18 protein-coding genes and 1 riboswitch are annotated in these 19,554 nt (G+C 48.1%); of the genes, 17 read left to right on the forward strand and 1 reads right to left on the reverse strand.

What is annotated here, in order from left to right:
* Positions 1 to 82 precede the first annotated feature (82 nt).
* The 3 genes from fni (at position 83) to BLQ13_RS18510 (ending at position 3,433) form a co-directional block, all read left to right on the forward strand.
* The gene (fni, locus tag BLQ13_RS18500; protein WP_090922807.1) at positions 83 to 1,150 is read left to right on the forward strand and encodes a type 2 isopentenyl-diphosphate Delta-isomerase; all 1,068 of its coding nucleotides are present in this window, start codon (positions 83 to 85) and stop codon (positions 1,148 to 1,150) included.
* 459 nt (positions 1,151 to 1,609) lie between these two features.
* Positions 1,610 to 2,980, forward strand: a complete 1,371-nt coding sequence (locus BLQ13_RS18505; RefSeq protein WP_090922809.1) for a helix-turn-helix domain-containing protein — start codon at positions 1,610 to 1,612, stop codon at positions 2,978 to 2,980.
* A gap of 282 nt (positions 2,981 to 3,262) precedes the next feature.
* On the forward strand, positions 3,263 to 3,433 hold the full coding sequence (locus BLQ13_RS18510) for an aspartyl-phosphate phosphatase Spo0E family protein (RefSeq protein WP_090922811.1): 171 nt from the start codon (positions 3,263 to 3,265) through the stop codon (positions 3,431 to 3,433).
* Positions 3,434 to 3,521: 88 nt separating this feature from the next.
* Here BLQ13_RS18510 and BLQ13_RS18515 read toward each other — a convergent pair whose 3' ends face one another.
* Positions 3,522 to 3,983: a hypothetical protein gene (locus tag BLQ13_RS18515; RefSeq protein WP_090922813.1), complete on the reverse strand. Its 462-nt coding sequence runs from the start codon at positions 3,981 to 3,983 to the stop codon at positions 3,522 to 3,524.
* A gap of 372 nt (positions 3,984 to 4,355) precedes the next feature.
* On the opposite strand from BLQ13_RS18515, the gene BLQ13_RS18520 reads away from it, so the two are divergent.
* The 14 genes from BLQ13_RS18520 (at position 4,356) to upp (ending at position 19,541) form a co-directional block, all read left to right on the forward strand.
* The gene (locus tag BLQ13_RS18520) at positions 4,356 to 4,826 is read left to right on the forward strand and encodes a GNAT family N-acetyltransferase (RefSeq protein WP_090922815.1); all 471 of its coding nucleotides are present in this window, start codon (positions 4,356 to 4,358) and stop codon (positions 4,824 to 4,826) included.
* Positions 4,827 to 4,960: 134 nt separating this feature from the next.
* On the forward strand, positions 4,961 to 6,061 hold the full coding sequence (gene ychF / locus BLQ13_RS18525) for a redox-regulated ATPase YchF (RefSeq protein WP_090922817.1): 1,101 nt from the start codon (positions 4,961 to 4,963) through the stop codon (positions 6,059 to 6,061).
* 218 nt (positions 6,062 to 6,279) lie between these two features.
* Positions 6,280 to 6,879 carry an SUKH-4 family immunity protein gene (locus BLQ13_RS18530; protein ID WP_090922819.1) on the forward strand — a complete coding sequence of 200 codons (600 nt, stop codon included), beginning with the start codon at positions 6,280 to 6,282 and terminating at the stop codon, positions 6,877 to 6,879.
* Between the two features lie 324 nt (positions 6,880 to 7,203).
* On the forward strand, positions 7,204 to 8,271 hold the full coding sequence (gene prfA / locus BLQ13_RS18535; protein WP_090922822.1) for a peptide chain release factor 1: 1,068 nt from the start codon (positions 7,204 to 7,206) through the stop codon (positions 8,269 to 8,271).
* Between the two features lie 24 nt (positions 8,272 to 8,295).
* Entirely contained in the window at positions 8,296 to 9,186 is an 891-nt protein-coding gene (prmC, locus tag BLQ13_RS18540) for a peptide chain release factor N(5)-glutamine methyltransferase (RefSeq protein WP_090923069.1), read from the forward strand.
* An 85-nt stretch (positions 9,187 to 9,271) separates the two neighbouring features.
* Positions 9,272 to 10,501 carry an FtsW/RodA/SpoVE family cell cycle protein gene (locus BLQ13_RS18545; protein WP_090922823.1) on the forward strand — a complete coding sequence of 410 codons (1,230 nt, stop codon included), beginning with the start codon at positions 9,272 to 9,274 and terminating at the stop codon, positions 10,499 to 10,501.
* A 204-nt stretch (positions 10,502 to 10,705) separates the two neighbouring features.
* Positions 10,706 to 11,932 (forward strand): FtsW/RodA/SpoVE family cell cycle protein, encoded by a 1,227-nt coding sequence (locus tag BLQ13_RS18550; protein WP_090922825.1) that lies wholly within the window; start codon positions 10,706 to 10,708, stop codon positions 11,930 to 11,932.
* Between the two features lie 364 nt (positions 11,933 to 12,296).
* Positions 12,297 to 12,962: a stage II sporulation protein R gene (gene spoIIR / locus BLQ13_RS18555; protein ID WP_090922827.1), complete on the forward strand. Its 666-nt coding sequence runs from the start codon at positions 12,297 to 12,299 to the stop codon at positions 12,960 to 12,962.
* Between the two features lie 205 nt (positions 12,963 to 13,167).
* Positions 13,168 to 14,427, forward strand: a complete 1,260-nt coding sequence (locus BLQ13_RS18560) for an L-threonylcarbamoyladenylate synthase (RefSeq protein ID WP_244159379.1) — start codon at positions 13,168 to 13,170, stop codon at positions 14,425 to 14,427.
* A gap of 255 nt (positions 14,428 to 14,682) precedes the next feature.
* Positions 14,683 to 15,243 (forward strand): manganese efflux pump MntP, encoded by a 561-nt coding sequence (locus BLQ13_RS18565; RefSeq protein WP_090922831.1) that lies wholly within the window; start codon positions 14,683 to 14,685, stop codon positions 15,241 to 15,243.
* A 65-nt stretch (positions 15,244 to 15,308) separates the two neighbouring features.
* Positions 15,309 to 15,881: a low molecular weight protein arginine phosphatase gene (locus tag BLQ13_RS18570; RefSeq protein ID WP_090922833.1), complete on the forward strand. Its 573-nt coding sequence runs from the start codon at positions 15,309 to 15,311 to the stop codon at positions 15,879 to 15,881.
* Between the two features lie 96 nt (positions 15,882 to 15,977).
* Positions 15,978 to 16,059, forward strand: a riboswitch (ZMP/ZTP riboswitch).
* Positions 16,060 to 16,395: 336 nt separating this feature from the next.
* Positions 16,396 to 16,989: a TIGR01440 family protein gene (locus tag BLQ13_RS18575; RefSeq protein ID WP_090922835.1), complete on the forward strand. Its 594-nt coding sequence runs from the start codon at positions 16,396 to 16,398 to the stop codon at positions 16,987 to 16,989.
* A gap of 217 nt (positions 16,990 to 17,206) precedes the next feature.
* The gene (locus BLQ13_RS18580; RefSeq protein ID WP_167375780.1) at positions 17,207 to 18,454 is read left to right on the forward strand and encodes a serine hydroxymethyltransferase; all 1,248 of its coding nucleotides are present in this window, start codon (positions 17,207 to 17,209) and stop codon (positions 18,452 to 18,454) included.
* Between the two features lie 457 nt (positions 18,455 to 18,911).
* Positions 18,912 to 19,541 (forward strand): uracil phosphoribosyltransferase, encoded by a 630-nt coding sequence (upp, locus tag BLQ13_RS18585; RefSeq protein WP_090922856.1) that lies wholly within the window; start codon positions 18,912 to 18,914, stop codon positions 19,539 to 19,541.
* Positions 19,542 to 19,554: the final 13 nt, after the last annotated feature.

A 19,554-nucleotide genomic window follows, 5' to 3' on the forward strand; every position in this document is an offset into this window, starting at 1 on the left:
TCAGCATGGGGTAGGGAACAGGAAGCAACACAACTCAGATGGAGCCTACCCTGCACATCATTCTCACATAGGAGGTCTCATCATGAACGAACAAGAGCGAGCCGGCAGACGGCTGCTGCCCGAAGTGGCAACGGGAGAACGGAAGCTGGAGCACGTGCGCCTCTGTCTGGAGGAGAATGTGGCAGGAGAAGGCATAACGAGCGGACTGGAGAAGTATGCGTTTCGTCATCATCCGCTGCCGGAGTTGGATTTTGAAGATGTGAATCTGGACGCTTCGTTCCTAGGCAAAAAAATGCGTACACCCTTGCTCATCAGCTCGATGACGGGTGGAAGCAAGACCACAGGCGCGATCAATGAGCGCCTTGCACGGGTAGCGAACGCCAGAGGCTGGGCGCTCGGGGTAGGCTCGATCCGGGCTGCCGTGGAGCAGCCGGAACTCGCAAGCACATTTGATGTCCGTAGCTGGGCACCGGACATCCCGGTCATCGCGAACCTGGGCGCGGTTCAGCTGAACTATGGCTTCAGCACGGCTGATTTCCAGCGTGCCGTGGATATCGCCGGCGCGGATCTGCTTGTGCTGCATCTGAACACGCTGCAGGAAGTATTCCAGCCCGAAGGCAATACGAACTTCAGCGGTCTGTACCAACGAATCGAGAAATTGTGTCGTGAGCTGGACGTGCCTGTCGGTGTTAAGGAAGTTGGTTTTGGCATCGATGGCGTGACGGCACAGCGACTGTACGAAGCGGGCGTAGCCTTCATCGATGTGGCTGGCGCAGGTGGTACAAGCTGGGTACAGGTGGAGAAGTATCGCAACAATAACCCGGTACGCCGGGCGGCTGCTGAAGCTTTTGCCGATTGGGGCATTCCGACAGCCGAATGCATCCAGGATGTGCGCGCACTGAACCCCGATGGGGCGCTGATCGGTAGCGGCGGACTGTACACTGGCGTGGATGCTGCCAAAGCATTCGCGCTCGGTGCCGACCTCGCAGGTTTTGGTCGCTCCTTGCTCGAATCCGCCGTCACCTCCGACGAAGCACTGTCCGAGCGGCTGGAGCAGGTCGAATTCGAGCTACGCACCGTCATGTTTGGCATTGGCGCAGGTAGCATCGCAGAGGTGAAGCAGACAGAACGTCTGGTTGAGCGGCGGTAATGTTGTTGGGGTCGGGCGACATGGATGCCGAGGACTCAGAGTGCGGAAGCGAAGGTTGGATAGCGGAGTGGCTGTATTGACTCAGAGGCTCTAACGATCTCACAGAACCTTATTTCGCGCATTTTGCGGTGTTTGACAATCTAACGATCACCAGAAGCGTTATTTGTGTGAAATTCCGCAAAAATGAGTGAAAAACGTAGCTTTTCAAGTAAATAAGCTCCCTGGTGATCGTTAGAATCTCAAAGTGACCAAAAATGGGCAAATAGCGTCGCTGGTGATCGTTAGAATGATTCGAGTCCCATCGTAGTAATCGCAGATCGTTCTAAATCTGCTCAATTAAAATAGGGCGTTTTTTTTTTGCATATTAAAGTAAAATATTTACAAGTTAAATATTGATGATACTTACCAAAATATTGTATGATCGCATTAAGCTTCATTTCATGGGAAGGCGGTGTCCCGTTGAGCGAAAAAGCTACAATTCGTGACCATTTAGAACATTTTTTGAAAAGGAATCGAATGACCATCAATCGCTTTTCCGAGATTTCTGGCGTGAATTCCGGGACATTGAGCGGTACGTTGAAAGGGAATCGTCCGATAGGCTTAAATCAATTGGATCGCATTACGGCTGGCATTGGGATGCCTGAAGGCGAATTATATGAACTATACATACATGAGTATTTAGTAGACTCTACCCTGGATTGGAGAAGGCTCAGACCTTTTTTATATCGTTGTGCAGAGCTAGGCCATATAACACATATGGAGACAGCGGTGAACTATGTGATGGATAACCTTTCCTATGTGCCTCTGTTGTTTGAGCTGGCAGAGCAGTTGCATAGCGAAGGCAAGATGGAGGCTTGTAAACCGCTCTATCGCTGTGTTGCTGAGAGTGAGAAGTTGCAACATTCGGAACGTCTGGCTTTATGCCAATATCGTCTGTTTTCGATAGGACTTTCGAATGACCAGGTTAATAATCTTACGCTAGCCACAAGGTTCGAACTATTTGTAGAACGTCTTGATGAGCAATACCAATTCGATGCGCTGAATGAACTGATCAATGTGTATGCATCCTTGCGCCGCTGGGACAAAGTGAAAGAATTCGCTGACCAGTTACAGATCAAAGCTTTTATTCAATATGATGCCAAGAAAACATTACGAGAAGTAGAGACCAGAACCAAAAAGAAGATTGTGTATTATGCTTTGTATTCGTATCTTGCGCTTGCTGAGGTCAGTTATCAACATGGAAAATACAAGGAAACGCTTCAGTATGTCTCAAAATACGCTGATTACAGCTGGATTAAAGAGCCCACAGAAGAGGAAAAGATGGTAATTCTTCAGTTTCAGGATTGGTCAGAAGGGAATAACTACTATTTCAGATTGCTGTCGGGTGAAACAGAGTTGATTCCAGATTATTTAACGTATATCTCTGATCGCAAAAAAGAAATATTTCCTGCGCTATGCGCCATCGTGACCGCAGCAAATCGATATAATGTCAATATTGACGATGTACTTGAGCAGTATCAATCTCATCTGGATTACGAGGAACAGAGCAGTCGCTTCGGAAAAATGAGCAAACAATACACCAATGATCAGTATGGTATTTTGCTGGCAGGGTTGGGTACGTACTATTTAAGAAATAACCACTATGACAGAGGCGTAGCTTACATTCGCCAAGGCATGGAATTTGCGATTGAAAATATGAATAAAGATGGGCTTCTCGATTGTTTGGGACTTTTTGATGATTTGCAGTACGTGGTCACTGGACTCGGGGTCAAGCCAAGTGCCGAAATGCTTATTCAAAAGATTCAGAGATTATACAGTCCCGAACGATGAGTGGGTACAACAAGGAAAGATTAGATTATGCTAAGTAAAAAGTAACAAGGAACGTATCCACATGTATGTATAGGCCTAGGGGCGATCTCCACAGGTCTAAAGAAATTAGATTTGTTGCATCCTGATGCATCCTCCGTTTTGAAATTCCTTATACGACAGTTGCTTAGATTGTCCAAGGGTGTTTCAGAAAAGGGTGTTTTTTGTCGTTTTCACTGTTGGAGTTTATTTGAATTTATGTTAATTAGCAGGATGTCCTACAATGGTACAGCAGGGAGGGGTGTTATGGAGCAGAACGAACTCAAACTGCGGATCGAAGAAGCGAGGGAGAGACTCCATCAGATCAAAACGGAGTACGGCGAGCTTCTTCACCCTCAGGTGATCCACCAATCTATGGTGCTGGATGAACTTATTAATATGTACAATCATGTTAAAAGGATAAAGCCGATGGAGTAATCCATCGACCTCTGGGCGAGAAACTTTGGCCGGTCGCTCGCCCTTCTATTTTAACATAGGTAGATGTGTAGAATGAGAAACATTCAATTTAAGTACAATTTTCCTTCACAGTTATATTCTCATTAGTTATCGTGATGAGGGAGGTTCCTGACACAGATTCTGTATATCCACAGGCTGTTTTTGTATAGGTTTTGCCGCGACTGTCCTTAAGTATGACGTAGACGGAGCTTTCGCCTAGAAATTGCATCTTTGGAGTAAACTTTACTTTTTTTCCGCTAACGATTTCTTCGCTAAAGGTATAGAGCAGATCGGAATCTTCTGTTTTATCTGCTGTGCTCGCATCGAGAACGGGTTGATTCAAATGGGTTATGCCTGTCTTAATCTGAGTAATGTCATAGTCTGACTGATTATCAATCGTAATTCTGAGTTTGCGGAACGGATCGATGGCATTTAGAAAGCTCATCGCTACAATGGTACCCAGTGCAAGGAACAGGCCAAGGGCAATCATTAGTTTTAGTTTGGAAAAGGGACGACGTGGTTTGGTGTGCATGGTTAAACCGTCCTTTCTATTCGATTGTTGTATACGGGTGTCTCGTATTAAAGATATAAACGCAGGGATGCATGCAAAAGTTGGTGCAGGAGCATTATTTTACAGTGTATGTTCAAACAATAAGGTACAATATGAAGGAGAACGAGCAGAGCAATAAGATAAATGTGTGGAAACGTGTAAAGTCGATTAGGATGAGTGCTCAACATAAGAAGTTGAAGCGCTTGGAATAAGGTTCATTTAATGTGGTTCATGTGATGAGGTACTTGAAGAGGTGCTGATTTGTAAGTGTACTTGAACTGTACATAAAGTTCATACGTAGGCCATCGTAACAATCACACTCAAGTGATCACAACTAGATCAGGAGGAAATAACATGGAACTGTCTCCCATGAATACGGAACAATTTGCGAGTTTTCGCAGACGTTCAATTGAAGATTTTGCACAGGAAAAAGTAGAAGCAGGAACGTGGGCGCCAGAAGAAGCGCTACAACGGGCAGAGGAGTCATATGAACGTTATCTGCCGGAAGGATTAGAGACGCCAGGGGCATATGTGTTCAATCTGATGCATCCGGTGGACGGCATTGTCGGATACCTCTGGTTTAATATTACGGAGAATAACCGGGGGAAAGAAGCCTTTCTGCTGGATATCGTGGTGGAAGAAGCGTATCGCGGCAAAGGATACGGCACAGAAACGATGGATGCACTCGAAAAGACCGCGCGAAGTCTTGGGGTGGATCGCATCGGGCTGCATGTGTTTGGACATAATGAGCGGGCAAGCAGCCTGTATCGCAAGATGGGCTATGAAGTGACAGACTTGACGATGTACAAGGAAATCAAAGGCTAGCAGGAACCAGGGATTTGAAGATGGAGATGGCTGCGGGTGAATCGGCGAAGTTCCTTGATGCCTTGGGGTTTGTCATATATAATGGATAGGATTATCCATACCGAACAAGTAATGAATGAGGAGTTGTCATATACATGGCTTTGAAAGCAGGAATCGTTGGTTTGCCGAACGTTGGTAAATCTACATTGTTTAATGCAATTACACAAGCAGGTGCCGAGTCTGCAAACTATCCGTTTTGTACGATTGACCCGAACGTGGGGATCGTTGAAGTACCGGACGAGCGTTTGGACAAATTGACAGAACTCGTTGTACCGAAAAAAACAGTGCCTACCGCATTTGAGTTTGTTGATATCGCAGGTCTGGTACGCGGAGCTTCCAAAGGTGAAGGCCTGGGTAACAAGTTCCTTGCCCACATCCGTGAAGTGGATGCGATTGTGCACGTTGTTCGTTGTTTCGTAGACGAGAACATCACTCACGTCGATGGCAAGATTGATCCTGTAAGTGACATTCAGACGATTAACCTGGAGTTGATCCTGGCGGACATCGAGAGTGTTGAGAAAAAAATCGACCGTTCCAAGAAAAACATGAAGGGTGGCAACAAAACGGCTGCTCAAGAAGTGGAAGTATTGGAGAAAGTCAAAGCGGTCCTTTATGAAGACAAGCCTGCACGTAGCATGGAGCTGACAGACGAAGAGCGTCTGATCGTACGTGACCTTCACTTGCTTACGCTGAAACCCGTTCTGTATGCGGCCAATGTGGCTGAAGACGAAATCGGTGATGTAGCGAACAATGCATATGTGCAAAAGGTACGTGAGTTCGCAGCTGCTGAAAATGCTGAAGTGGTGCCGATCAGTGCAAAAGTGGAGGAAGAAATCTCCGAACTGGAAGGCGATGATAAACAAATGTTCCTGGAAGAGCTCGGGATCGAGGATTCCGGTCTGAACTTGCTTATCAAAGCGGCTTATAAATTGCTCGGATTGTATACGTACTTTACAGCGGGTGTACAAGAGGTTCGTGCATGGACCATCCGTAAAGGAACAAAAGCGCCTGGCGCAGCGGGTGTCATTCACACAGACTTCGAACGCGGATTCATCCGTGCAGAGGTTGTTTCTTATGACGATCTGGTTGCTGCAGGTTCCATGAACGGTGCCAAAGAGCGCGGTCAACTGCGTCTGGAAGGTAAAGAGTACGTGGTAAATGACGGCGACGTGATGCATTTCCGTTTCAACGTTTAATCTTCAAAAAAGATTCAAGACGGGGTAGCCTTCTGAGGCTTACCGGTTAAAATAAAGAACAGCACCTCTCTGGTTTCTCAGAGAATGGTGCTGTTTTTGTTTGCATTTTACTCCGAAACAACGGTCAGTATATGCAAGGTTGATTCCGTTTTCACTGGATTGTTTACCCATGATGGATATAATAAAAGAAAGAAGGACCTTTGGAGGAGGTGGCAAGAGTGGATATAACGTCCCGGTGTGTTCGATACGATCCTATGCTTGTAGAAAAAGCGAATTTAGCCGAAGAAACACAGGAGTTATTGCTTCATTCTGGCTTGCCACAGCTTACGTTGGACGGTGAAGATGTACTTGGTATTAGGTTTAATCCATTGCCGGATAAGGGGTTAATGAGGACATCGGATGATCTCAAGACGCTCTTCCCCATCGGTTATGAATGGGATGAGCAGACGGTCATTCTTGGGCTGGAAGCTGGAACGGGCATACTGTATAGAGTCGATGTGCAGAGTGGAGAGTATGCTGTAATGAATAGCAGCATCCATCTGTTTCTGGCGTTTCTGAGCAGGTACACGGTAATCGTAGAGGAGCACTCCAAAGCCTATGAGCCCACGGTCATGACACTGGAACAAGCGGAAGCGAAGCTGGAAGCATTTCGACGCGGAGAGATTAAACCTCGTTCAACGCAAAAAGAGCAGTCCGGAAAAGATGAAGCAGTGAAGCAACTCCGTTTATTTTATACAGAGAAAGACCCTGTAAGTTTGCTTGATGAAGAAACATGGTGGAGTGTTGTGCTGGAGCAGTTGGAGGACGAATTGCTCTAGCCAGAGGCATAAGCATATGCTATAATTAAGAGTCGTATACCCATGATAAAATCTTTGTTTTAATCGATGAGATGAGACAAGGGCTTTTGGCGGTAGGCGATTTCTTTATATCACTTTAAAAGTAAAGGATTTGATGACGTTGTAGCGAGGTTATACGTCGATCATATAACACAGAATTCGAATGAGATGCTGCGGTCAGGGGATTCAGAAGAATCCTGTGGTTTGTGGAATTTTGAATGATAGATATATACAGCAAGTGTGCATGTTGTTTCGTTATGAAATACGGCATGTGCAAAGACAAAATAAAACGTGAGGTGACTATACATGTTGGATAAATTGCAGGCATTGGCCGATCGTTATGACAAGCTGAGCGAGCTTTTGTGTGACCCGGATGTAGCTAGTGATAACAAAAAGCTGCGTGAATATTCGAAGGAGCAATCCGATCTTCAGCCGACATACGATGCGTACAATGAGTACAAACAGGTAAGCGAGGATCTGGAAGCTGCGAAGGAAATGCAAGGAGAGAAGCTGGATGACGAGATGCGCGAGATGGTCAAAATGGAAATTGATGAACTGTCTGCTCGCCAGAAAGAACTGGATGATCTGATTCGTGTACTCATGCTACCCAAAGATCCGAATGACGACAAAAACGTTATTGTGGAAATTCGCGGCGCGGCTGGTGGAGATGAAGCGGCATTGTTTGCGGCTGATCTGTACCGGATGTATACCCGTTATGCGGATGCACAAGGCTGGAAAGTCGAGCTGATGGATGTGAACACGAACGATCTCGGTGGATTCAAAGAGGTTGTATTCATGATCAACGGACGCGGCGCGTACAGCAAAATGAAATACGAGAGCGGTGCACACCGTGTACAACGTATCCCGACAACGGAATCCGGTGGACGGATTCATACATCGACTTCAACCGTTGCGGTAATGCCGGAAGCGGAAGATTTTGATATCGAAATTCATGATAAAGACATTCGTGTGGATACGTTCTGTTCCAGTGGTGCCGGTGGACAATCGGTTAACACAACGAAATCGGCAGTACGGGTAACTCACGTGCCAACAGGTATCGTAGCAACGTGTCAGGATGGTAAATCCCAGAACTCCAACAAAGAAAAAGCGTTGCAAGTTCTGCGTACACGTATCTTTGATATGAAACGGATGGAAGAAGAAGCGAAAATCTCCGTAGAGCGCAAAAGCAAAGTGGGAACGGGTGACCGCAGTGAGCGGATCCGTACGTACAACTTCCCGCAAAGCCGTGTAACCGATCACCGCATCGGTCTGACGATGCACAAGCTGGATCAAATCATGAACGGTGAGATTGAAGATATCTTGTCTGCACTGACGATTGCTCAGCAGACCGAGATGATGGATAGAGGAGAATAATCTGTGACAGGCGGACCGTTTGTAATGACGCCGGAGCAGAGTTGCCGGGAAGCCTTCGTAGAGGCTTCCTCTTTTTTGGAGAAGTGCGGCGTGTACGAGCCGCACAACAATGCACGGCTGCTGCTGGAGCATGTACTGGGCGTCTATGGCGCCCAGTATTACATGATGCAGCCGGAGCCGTTCCCCAGCGGGCTGCGTAGCCGCTGGGAAGACGCCGTCACGCGCAAGGCTGCGGGTGAGCCGGCGCAGTACATTATCGGCAGCCAGGAATTCTACGGGCTGCCGTTCGAGGTCACGCCGGCCGTGCTGATTCCGCGGCCGGAGACCGAGCTGCTGGTCGAAGCTGTGCTACGCGCAGCAGACCGTGTGTTTGCCGGCGACGGCGGTGCCGTGTGCGCCGTCGACATTGGCACGGGCAGCGGCGCCATCGCGGTCACGATGGCTTCGCTTCGCCCGCAGTGGCAGGTGTCCGCCGGGGACCTCTCGGCGGATGCCCTGCACGTGGCCGCGCGCAACGCGGCCGCGAACGGCGTGCAGATCGACTTCCGTGAAGGCGATCTGCTTGCACCGTTCGCTGGGGAGCGGTTGGACATCCTGGTGTCCAACCCGCCCTACATCCCGGCGGGAGATATCGCCGGGTTACAGCAGGAGGTGCGCGATCATGAGCCGCGCCTCGCTCTGGATGGCGGTCCGGACGGGCTCGCCCCGTACCGCATCATGATAGAGCAGCTGAATCTGTTGCCTGCGCCGCCGCAGATTGTCGGTTTTGAGCTGGGCATGGGCCAGGCTCACGACGTGGCGGCTTTGCTGGAATCGGCGGGGCACTGGCCGGAGATTATCATCGTTCCCGACCTTGCCGGAATTGAGCGGCATGTCCTGGGTGTTCGACCTTCGGAACAGGTGACAAAAATGTAAGGCACGTAAGTTTTCTTTTTGCCGCGAAATCCTCTACAATGGGGTATGCCGAAGATTTTCTGAATGCTTGGAGGAACATAAAGACATGCTGCACAAATTCAAAAAGATCGACTACTCCATCGTTTTTATTTTGGTGATCCTGATGGTCATTAGTATCATGGCCATTTACAGTACTACGTTTGGTCGTCCAAAGGTTGAGGGATTCTCCAAAAATATGATTGTATTTTATGTTTTGGGTTTTGTTGTTTTTTTCGGAATGTCCATGATCAACTATAAATTTATCGTCAAAAATTATTTATATATCTATGGGCTGGGTCTGTTACTGTTAGTTCTGGTTTTGTTCATTGGTAATGAGTATTACGGAGCCCAAGGTTGGCTTTCGATTGGCGGAATCAGTCTTCAGCCTTCGGAGTTGTTCAAGCTATGTCTGATTGTCATGTTATCGACACTGCTCGCCAGGAAGAAGAACAGGCCTTTGTTTTTTGGGCGAGATGTCATTCCGATCAGTTTGTGTGTGCTGCCGCCCTTGCTGCTTGTATTGTTGCAAAATGACCTGGGTGCGGTACTCAGCTATATTTTTATCTGGATCGGTTTATTATGGATCGGCAATATCAAATTTTCACATGCATTGATTGGTTTTGTACTGGCGGTAAGTGCTATCGTTGCTGGCATACAGGCATACATTCATTATCATGATGAAATTACAAGTTTCCTCAAAGATATTAAACGTGCACACTGGGCAGAACGGTTCGACCCGTGGCTTGTGCCTGAACTGACATCGAGAGACGTCTTGTGGCAAACGTACAATGCCAAACTTGCCATTGGTTCTGGTGGGGTTACGGGTAAAGGCTACATGGAGGGTACCACCATTCAATCCAATCGGGTACCTCTGGCCTATGCAGACTCGATTTTTGTACAGATTGGTGAAGAGTTTGGCTTTGTTGGCGCATCGGTACTTCTTTTATTGTATTTCATCCTGATTCATAGGCTAGTCTTAATCGCTTTGGAATGTAAGGATCGCGTAGGTGCTTATTTGATTGTAGGTATTATTGCGATGATTCTGTATCAGGTCTTTGTCAATATCGGGCCGTTTATCGGACTCATGCCACTGACAGGTATCACCTTGCCATTCATTAGTTATGGAGGAACATCACTGCTCATTAACATGATCAGTATGGGCATTGCCATGAGTATCAAGGTACACACCGAAGAGAATGAAGATATCCTGGGAGCAGCGGAGCAACCGAGTATTACGGAACTGATCTTGAAGCTGTTCAGACGCAAACCTGCGCAACAGGAGCAACCGGAACAGTGAACATGAATGTTTACAGAAATATTGAAAAAGAAGTCAGATCAACCTTGGAATCGTTCTTCCCGGCATTCGCTGAGGAACGGACTTTCAAGGTTTTTTGCTTTAAAATCAACCGGATTTCCATTCTCCCATCCAATTAGGTACAATGGTAATATTGATCATTATTGGTAAAGTGCGATGTGTGAACTAGGGGGATATTCAAACATCATGTGGAAAACGGTAAAGAAGCTGGATGGCGTCATTCTTTTTGTTCTGTTGTTGTTAATGGCGATTAGTATACTTGCGATTTATAGTGGAACACGCTTTGATCCCAAACTCGCGAATCATCATGTGAAAACAATCTATTTCTACGTGGTTGGGTTCATTGCAGTCATCGGGATTGGTTTGTTTAATTACAAATTGTACGTAAAATACGCTTTTCTTCTATATGGTATAGGCATTGTTTTCTTGATCCTGGCCAATGTGCTTGGAAGTACGTTGAATAACGCGAATGGCTGGCTGAAAATCACGGAAAGCATTTCGTTTCAACCTGCGGAATTGTTCAAAATGATCCTTGTTCTATTTCTTGCCCATTTAATTGTGAAGCGTAAACGTGGGGAGCTCGGGTTCTGGAGAGATGTCGTACCGATTGGGCTCTGGACGTTTATTCCGTTCGCACTGGTTATGGCTCAGAATGACCTGGGTAACGCTCTCGGTTATGTGGTCATTCTGGTTGCTATTTTATGGATTGGCAATATAAAGCTGAAACATGCGTTAATCGGGCTGGCGATTGTGGGTGCTTTCTTTATTGGTTTCATCAAATCGTATACCTTCTACCATGATGAAATATTCGCCTTTTTGGAAAAGATCAAACGGGAGCACTGGGCTGAACGGATCGATCCGTGGCTTGTACCCGAGAAAGCTACAGCCAAAGCGATGTGGCATACAAAAAATGCAGGACTTGCCATCGGATCGGGCGGGATTATGGGCAAGGGTTTTTTGGAAGGAACTTCGGTTCAAAGCGGACGTGTGCCGTATACGTATTCGGATTCCATCTTTGTGGTGGTCGCGGAGGAATTTGGTTTTGTCGGAGCTTCGCTCTTAATCCTGTTATATTTTATCCTTATCCACCGGATGGTGTTAATCGCACTGGAGTGCAAAGAAAGGGCCGGACCCATTATCATTGTGGGTATTATCGGGATGTTACTCTATCAGGTGTTTGAAAATGTAGGTGCATTCCTTGGCCTCATGCCTCTAACGGGCATTACCCTGCCGTTCATTAGTTATGGCGGTACGTCTTTGCTGATCAACATGGCCTGTATTGGGCTGGTGATGAGCATTAAGTTGTATGGTGATGAAGACGAGGATGAATGGTTTCCAGAGGAGCAATCACCATCATGGATGCAGCGGATTCGGAGTCTGATGAAAAAGAAAAAAGAGAATAGCGCGATGTAGTTGTGTTTTTCACGAGTTGGAGGAATTATTCAGATTAAAGTAGCATCTAATCCATTACTGTCTTCGAAAGAAAGCTTAGTGGTCACTAAGCTTTTTTTATATGCCCGAGAAGAGATGGTTTAGGGGCATTTCGTAGAATAAATGAGTGCTGAAATCATCTCCTTTTAGTAAGGAATCTCTTTTCGCAACCGGCATAATGAGTATATCTGTGTTTCTTTCCCGATCTATAAAGCCAATTCATCCGTTTCTATGAAAAGTTTTAATAGATTTCTGGTTTGTACTAGGTTTACTTCTTCCTCTACCGGGCATACTGATAGACATGAGAGAGTTGCAGCTGGATATCGGAACCGAGGGGGAGAACGGGATGAACAGACGAATTGGTAAAGAAATTGGACTTATCCTTGTATGTCTTATGATGATCATTATGATGTGGGAAGGTCAGAAAACCGATGCGGCTGTTGCTGCTACTACTATTCCGGAGCAATCGATCCGTTTGCGGATTCTAGCGAATTCCGATGCGGCGGGAGATCAGCTCGTGAAACGTGAGATTCGGGATGCGGTCGTTGCACAGATGGGCGAATGGGTTGGGGCGCTGGAAAATCCGCAAAGTCTGGAGCAGGCTCGGTATGTCATTCGTGAACATCTGTCCGAGATTGAGAATCGGGTAGGAGAAGAGCTAATGAAACGTGGTCTAACTTATGATTATCAGGTGGAGCTTGGCACGGTTCCTTTTCCAACAAAGCTGTATGGGGGTACGGTATACCCTGCTGGCGAGTATGAAGCGGTACGGATTACGCTGGGCGAAGGCAAAGGGCAGAACTGGTGGTGTGTACTGTTCCCGCCACTCTGTTTCATCGATGCAAGTACAGGGGACGCGCTGGCTAAACCAACGACAACGACAGTCTCTGCCTCAGCTGCGGATGCTGTAGAGGTGAAAGCAACTGTGCAAGGTGAAACGCCTGAAGCGAGATTCTTCCTGTGGGATGTGGCTGTGAAAATATGGGATTGGGTAGCAACTTTATTCGCCTAACAACGAATATGAGACATATTAAAAAGCAGTACAATATAGAATAAAAAACTAAGGGATGGAAGTTTCGTTGCAAATGTGCAGGGAGCTTCCTTTTCTACATGAACAGGATATGCGGGAGAAGTACCCTATGGTTGGATCGAACCTGTAACGTTATAGATATGGTATACTTATATGTACTGAAATTGAACCTACTTGAAGTTTAGGGATGATGATATATATGAGCAGAGAGCACGAAAAGGTACAACAACCCTCGTTAGAGGACAAGCATGATCATGCGGCGGTAGAGAGAGCTGAGGTGGAACACAATACAGCCTTTTGGGATGTCAGAGCACTTTTGCATGAGCAGAGTGAGGGCGAGAACATAAATGTGCACGTTCAAGAGATTTCCCCAGTATCGGATGTGAAAAAGGGGAGCGCCGCCCGCGAAGCGGCGCTCGCTGACTTGCAGGCTGCCGCGGCCTGCCTTCGTCAAGGGGGGACGGTTGCCTTCCCGACCGAGACGGTCTACGGCCTCGGCGCAGACGCTCGCAGCACGGAAGCAGTGGAGGCGGTATTTGCCGCCAAAGGGCGGCCATCCGACAATCCGCTGATTGTGCATATCGCGCACCGTGACCAGCTGCATGAACTGGTCACTGAGGTGAATGCAACAGCGGAAGCGCTGATGGCGGCCTTCTGGCCGGGCCCGCTGACGCTGGTGCTGCCGGTTAGGCCAGGGGCGGTGTCCCCGCGGGTCACTGCCGGGCTGGACACGGTGGCCGTGCGCATGCCGGACCACCCGGTGGCGCTGCCACTCATTGCGGCGGCGGCATGCCCCGTGGCTGCGCCAAGTGCGAACCGCTCCGGGCGGCCTAGCCCAACCCTCGCCGCACATGTGCGGGAGGATCTGGATGGCCGCATCGGCGGCATTGTGGACGGCGGCCCCACGGGAGTGGGCGTCGAGTCCACCGTGGTGCAGGCCGGTGACGACGGTACCGTCACCATCCTGCGCCCTGGCGGCATCACGGCGGAACAGCTGTCCGCCGTAGCCGCCCGTGTCGCCACGGACCCGGCGCTTCTCGCCGAAGGGTCCGGTGGCGACAGCACTAGCCCGGCGCCGCGCTCGCCGGGCATGAAGTACACGCACTACGCACCCGCAGGGGCGCTGTGCGTCGTAGAGGGGCCGCCCGCAGCGGTGGCGGCCTGGACCCGCGCCGCCCTGGCGGAGGCGGCACAGCGCGGGGAGCGTACCGCGGTGCTGGCGTTCACCGAGCACGTGGAGCAGTACCGCGCCGATGCCGTATTCTCGCTGGGTAACGCCAGCGAGCTACAGGAAGCTGCGCGCAGGCTATACGCCGCGCTGCGCAGCTGCGATGAGCAGGGAGCCACATATATTGTGGCGGAAGCCTGCTCGCGCGAAGGGCTGGGAGCAGCCGTCATGAACCGGCTGCTCAAGGCGGCAGGCAACCAACTTATTCAAGTTGGCTGAGCCGCCTACCTAAACGCTCCTGCCCACAGGATCAGGAGCGAGCCTCAACTTTTGCAAGCATTCATCTCGCTTGCATGCAGTCGTCACGTTTAACGTCCCAATCTACTATTTTCATATTAGCAAGGGCGCCCTTGATCTGTTTTTTCTCCGAAAGCTGTATCCATACTTCTTAGCTCCGTTTCCCTGTAACCGTCATGTTTGAGTTCTTGTCCGCATATCGTGTACAAGAACCTTATGTGACTTGGGGGTATGAGGATGTGGGATGTGTCTGCCCATGTAGGGCAGTTGGTAACCATTCTGATTATGGCGGTTGCGCTGGGGCTTGATGCATTCTCGCTGGGCATCGGCATTGGCATGAAGGGTATACGGCTACGTGATGTACTGAAAATTAGCACCGTTACGGCACTGTTTCATGTCATCATGCCGCTTGCTGGCATGTATATGGGGAAGTATGTCAGTTCCTTGCTGGGCAATATTACGAATTATGCAGCAGGCGGCCTGCTGGTACTGTTAGGTGCTCACATGATTTTGAATGCATTTCGTGAAGGGGAAACCAAGCTGGTCGATCATCGATCTTTGCTGGGTATTCTTTTGTTTTCGCTTAGTGTCAGCGTAGATTCATTCTCTGTCGGGGTATCGCTCGGTATGTTCAGCAGTGATCTTGTCCTGACGATCTTGGCCTTTGGTTTCTGCGGTGGTTTGATGTCGATCATGGGGCTGCTCCTGGGACGTAGGGTAAGTCAGAATTTGGGCGATTACGGTGAAGCTGTAGGTGGGGCGATCTTGCTTGCCTTTGGACTTTTGTTTATATTTTAAAAAATAAAGCGGTTGAACGATAAGATAGGTAGTTCACATCTTGATTATATGGGGAGGCTATCACAATGAAACATATTTTGTTTGTATGTACAGGAAACACGTGCCGCAGCCCCATGGCAGAAGGGCTTCTGCGGAAACTTGCAGCCGAGCGCGGTATCGAGGTACATGTTCGTTCAGCAGGTGTGGCTGCATCGTCAGGCATGCCGATATCACGTCATGCCGAAGCAGTTTTGAAGGATCATCAGGCAGAGGGTCCATCCCAGTCTACACAGCTTAGTGAAGCGTTGGTCGAATGGGCAGATCTGATTCTGACGTTAACCCGCAGTCATAAGCAACATGTGATGCAGGTGTTCCCGAATTCCATTCAGAAGACCTACACGCTGAAGGAATATGCCGAGAATGATACACAAGTGCTTCAAGATCTGGAGGAATTGGACAGCCTGTTTGCTACACTGGAGATGAAACGGGCCCTGGGCCAGGAAATTCTGGCCTCGGAGAGGGAGCGTGCAATCGAAATTCGGCAGCGTATTCCGAGTTTTGATATCTCTGATCCGTTTGGTGGTAGCCGGGACGATTACAATATTGCGGCAGCAGAGATTCGTACAGCGTTATCCAAGCTTCTGGATAAGCTTGAATAATTCAGCTGTACAGAGACAAGATACAGAAACAGAACATGGAATGTAAATTAACCGTTGATTTTAAAGTGGGGTTGATTTATGATGAAGGGGAAAACAGGGATCCGGTGTAACTGGCGACGAAGTGGGCACAACCACAATGGAGCACCGGAACAAACGGCCGGTCGCCTGGGCAAAAGAGCAATTCTGCGATACCCGCAGACTGCTCTTTTTTTCGTCTTTCATCTGATTTTTCGCTATAATAGTACCTGAAATGCCATGCAACGTATGTGTAGAGCAAACCTTCACTATATAAGTTGAACGATTCTTTTACACTTTAACGGAGAGGACAGAAAAAAACTGGAAAAGCGGAGCGGTCGCCTTTATCACCGGATTTTCCCCTTTAGAAAAGGGAAGCGAAAAAATCTGGGGATAACAGCGATTGGAAGGTTATTCTGTCATTGGAGTGGACTGTGTAAAAAAAGCTTTAGTTCAACTTGTATAGATAGCGGGCATGATTTTATCGGGAGGCGATAGGATGACTATTGAACTGGATTCAGAACAACCCGGATTGCAACAACAGACAGCATCAATCCTGCGCGAACTGGCGACAGCCGGTAAACTTGGCTCTGGCCATGTTGTTGTTATTGGCACGAGTACAAGTGAAGTTGCAGGTCAGCGCATCGGAACAAGTGGTGCCGTCGACGTGGCAGATCAGTTGCTTGCAGGTATTCGCGAGGTGCAGACAGAGTTTGGTTTCGACACTGTATTTCAGTGCTGTGAGCACCTGAACCGGGCGCTTGTGATGGAACGTAGGTTGCTTGAGCGGCTTGGACTGACAGAGGTTGGCGCTGTACCTGTGCCGAAAGCTGGTGGTTCCATGGCATCTACCGCCTATCGTTCACTGTCCGATCCATGTCTGGCTGAGCATGTCCAAGCCCATGCAGGTATGGATATCGGGGAGACTATGATTGGCATGCATCTTCGCCATGTTGCGGTTCCTTTTCGGACATCGCTTCGTTACATTGGAGAGGCTCGTGTTACAGCAGCACTTACACGTCCGAAACTGATTGGCGGCGAACGTGCGGTTTATCGAATGGAAGAACAACCTGATTCGACCTTTTGTGACTAACGTATAAAGTGAAATGATGTTTACACGTAAACGGAGAGTGCAACACCAATCTGGAGAAGCGAAGCGTTCACGTTTATCACCGAATTTCCCCTTTATCAAAGGGGTTCAAAGAAATTTGGGGATAACAGTGATCGTAAGATGGTGATGCAATCGAAGTCAGGAGTGTAACCTGAAGGCTCGCTTTATAACTTCATTATAATTTAGGAGGAATTTAATCATGGAACAATTGCGTAAAAATGACCCTGCAGTATTGGAAGCGATGAATCTTGAACTGAAACGTCAACAGAACAACATCGAGCTGATCGCATCCGAGAACATCGTAAGTGAAGCGGTAATTGAAGCACTCGGCTCCGTTCTGACGAATAAGTACGCTGAAGGTTATCCAGGCAAACGTTACTATGGTGGCTGTGAGCATGTCGATATCGTTGAAGATATCGCGCGTGATCGTGCGAAAGAACTGTTTGGTGCAGAACATGCGAACGTGCAACCGCACTCCGGTGCACAAGCGAACATGGCTGTATATCTGGCAGCATTGAAGCCTGGTGATACCGTTCTGGGTATGAACCTGGCACATGGCGGTCACTTGACCCATGGTAGCCCGGTTAATGCTTCTGGTTTGCTTTACAACTTCGTTGCGTATGGTGTTCAAGAAGATACATTCCTCATTGATTATGATGAAGTTCGCAAAGCAGCATTCAAACATCGTCCTCGTCTGATCGTAGCAGGTGCAAGTGCATACCCACGTACGATTGATTTTGAAAAGCTGGCTTCCATCGCCAATGATGTTGGCGCGCTGTTCATGGTTGATATGGCACACATCGCAGGACTTGTTGCAGCTGGACTGCATCCTAACCCGGTGCCACATGCACACTTCGTTACAACAACAACACACAAAACATTGCGCGGACCACGTGGCGGTATGATCCTGTGCCGCAAGTCATGGGCAGCTGCCATTGATAAAGCGGTATTCCCAGGTTCCCAAGGTGGACCTTTGATGCACGTGATCGCTTCAAAAGCTGTAGCGTTCGGTGAAGCATTGCAACCTTCGTTCAAAACGTATGCTCAGAACGTGGTGAAAAACGCACAGGTGCTGGCTGAAACATTGATCGCTGAAGGATTGAACATTGTATCCGGCGGTACAGACAATCACTTGATGCTGATTGATACTCGTAGCGTAAACATCACGGGTAAAGAAGCGGAACATGTGCTTGATTCCATCGGTATTACAGTGAACAAAAACGCGATTCCATTCGATCCAACAAGCCCGTTCATTACAAGCGGTATCCGTATTGGTACACCTGCTGCGACTTCCCGTGGTATGGACGAGAAAGCAATGGTAGCAATCGGTAAGATCATTGCGAAAACTCTTAAAAATCCAAAAGATACAGCAACACTTGATCAGGCACGCGCAGAAGTGACTGCACTGACGGATCAATACCCACTCTACACCGACCTTAAATACTAGTATTACTTATAAATATTGCTCTGCTGTTTGGTTTTGAAGGTTGTTAAAATGGAATACAGAGGAACGAAGTGAGCAGAATGAGGCCGTAGAAGCGAAGCGCTCGCATTTATTCCCGAATTTTTACCTACCTAAGGTGATTCATAAAATTCGGGGATAACGGCGATCGAAGGAGCATTCTGGTGGCGGAGTGGTATTGTATTACAAAAGAGCATCTTTAGTGTTCACGCGTATTTTGAGCATTCAACTCACACAACAGCACGAGCAAACAGGACCGGATGAATCATTTTCCGGTCCTGTTTTTGTAGGATTTGCTTTTCTGTAATGATTAGGTGCCCTTTGATGGTGTAATTCAGTGTGGGTGATGATATAATATACAGGATTTATCGAGCCTGTGAATGACGGCTAGGTATATTTGGAAATGCTTAACTCATGAAGAACTTACCGGAGGGACAATTTAATGGGAAAATTAGTAATATGTGATCACCCCCTGATTCAACACAAACTGACGTTTATACGCGACATGCGTACGAATACGAAAGATTTTCGTGAATTGGTTGATGAAGTAGCAACATTAATGGCTTACGAGATTACAAGAGATGTTGAGTTGGAATCCATTGATGTACAAACGCCTGTAGCTGCGACACAAGGAAAAGTAATTTCTGGACGTATGCTTGGACTGGTACCGATTCTGCGTGCGGGACTAGGGATGCTGGATGGCGTTGTGAAGTTGTTGCCAGCGGCAAAAGTAGGACATGTTGGTTTGTTCCGTGACCCGGAAACACTGCAACCGGTTGAATACTACACCAAGCTGCCTACAGATGTGACTGAACGTCAACTTATTGTGATTGACCCGATGCTTGCAACAGGGGGATCGGCAATCGCAGCGATTGACGTGCTCAAAAAGCGCGGATGCACTCAGATCAAAATGATGAACCTGGTCGCAGCGCCAGAGGGCGTAAAAGCAGTACAAGATGCACATCCAGATGTAGACATCTATGTAGCTGCGCTTGACGACCGTCTGGATGATCACGGATATATCGTGCCAGGACTTGGCGATGCGGGAGACCGTTTGTACGGAACGAAATAAGCATATTTTCATG

This window comes from Paenibacillus polysaccharolyticus (genome assembly GCF_900102085.1).
Lineage (GTDB): Bacteria > Bacillota > Bacilli > Paenibacillales > Paenibacillaceae > Paenibacillus > Paenibacillus polysaccharolyticus.

Bases quoted from the DNA above. Each gene is read 5' to 3' on its own strand.
- BLQ13_RS18575 (WP_090922835.1), top strand. From the start codon at position 16,396: ATGACTATTGAACTGGATTCAGAACAACCCGGATTGCAACAACAGACA.
- fni (WP_090922807.1), top strand. From the start codon at position 83: ATGAACGAACAAGAGCGAGCCGGCAGACGGCTGCTGCCCGAAGTGGCA.
- spoIIR (WP_090922827.1), top strand. From the start codon at position 12,297: ATGAACAGACGAATTGGTAAAGAAATTGGACTTATCCTTGTATGTCTT.
- prmC (WP_090923069.1), top strand. From the start codon at position 8,296: ATGACGCCGGAGCAGAGTTGCCGGGAAGCCTTCGTAGAGGCTTCCTCT.
- BLQ13_RS18550 (WP_090922825.1), top strand. From the start codon at position 10,706: ATGTGGAAAACGGTAAAGAAGCTGGATGGCGTCATTCTTTTTGTTCTG.
- prfA (WP_090922822.1), top strand. From the start codon at position 7,204: ATGTTGGATAAATTGCAGGCATTGGCCGATCGTTATGACAAGCTGAGC.
- BLQ13_RS18510 (WP_090922811.1), top strand. From the start codon at position 3,263: ATGGAGCAGAACGAACTCAAACTGCGGATCGAAGAAGCGAGGGAGAGA.
- BLQ13_RS18515 (WP_090922813.1), bottom strand. From the start codon at position 3,983: ATGCACACCAAACCACGTCGTCCCTTTTCCAAACTAAAACTAATGATT.
- BLQ13_RS18560 (WP_244159379.1), top strand. From the start codon at position 13,168: ATGATGATATATATGAGCAGAGAGCACGAAAAGGTACAACAACCCTCG.
- BLQ13_RS18570 (WP_090922833.1), top strand. From the start codon at position 15,309: ATGAAACATATTTTGTTTGTATGTACAGGAAACACGTGCCGCAGCCCC.
- ychF (WP_090922817.1), top strand. From the start codon at position 4,961: ATGGCTTTGAAAGCAGGAATCGTTGGTTTGCCGAACGTTGGTAAATCT.
- BLQ13_RS18520 (WP_090922815.1), top strand. From the start codon at position 4,356: ATGGAACTGTCTCCCATGAATACGGAACAATTTGCGAGTTTTCGCAGA.
- BLQ13_RS18565 (WP_090922831.1), top strand. From the start codon at position 14,683: ATGTGGGATGTGTCTGCCCATGTAGGGCAGTTGGTAACCATTCTGATT.
- BLQ13_RS18545 (WP_090922823.1), top strand. From the start codon at position 9,272: ATGCTGCACAAATTCAAAAAGATCGACTACTCCATCGTTTTTATTTTG.
- BLQ13_RS18580 (WP_167375780.1), top strand. From the start codon at position 17,207: ATGGAACAATTGCGTAAAAATGACCCTGCAGTATTGGAAGCGATGAAT.
- upp (WP_090922856.1), top strand. From the start codon at position 18,912: ATGGGAAAATTAGTAATATGTGATCACCCCCTGATTCAACACAAACTG.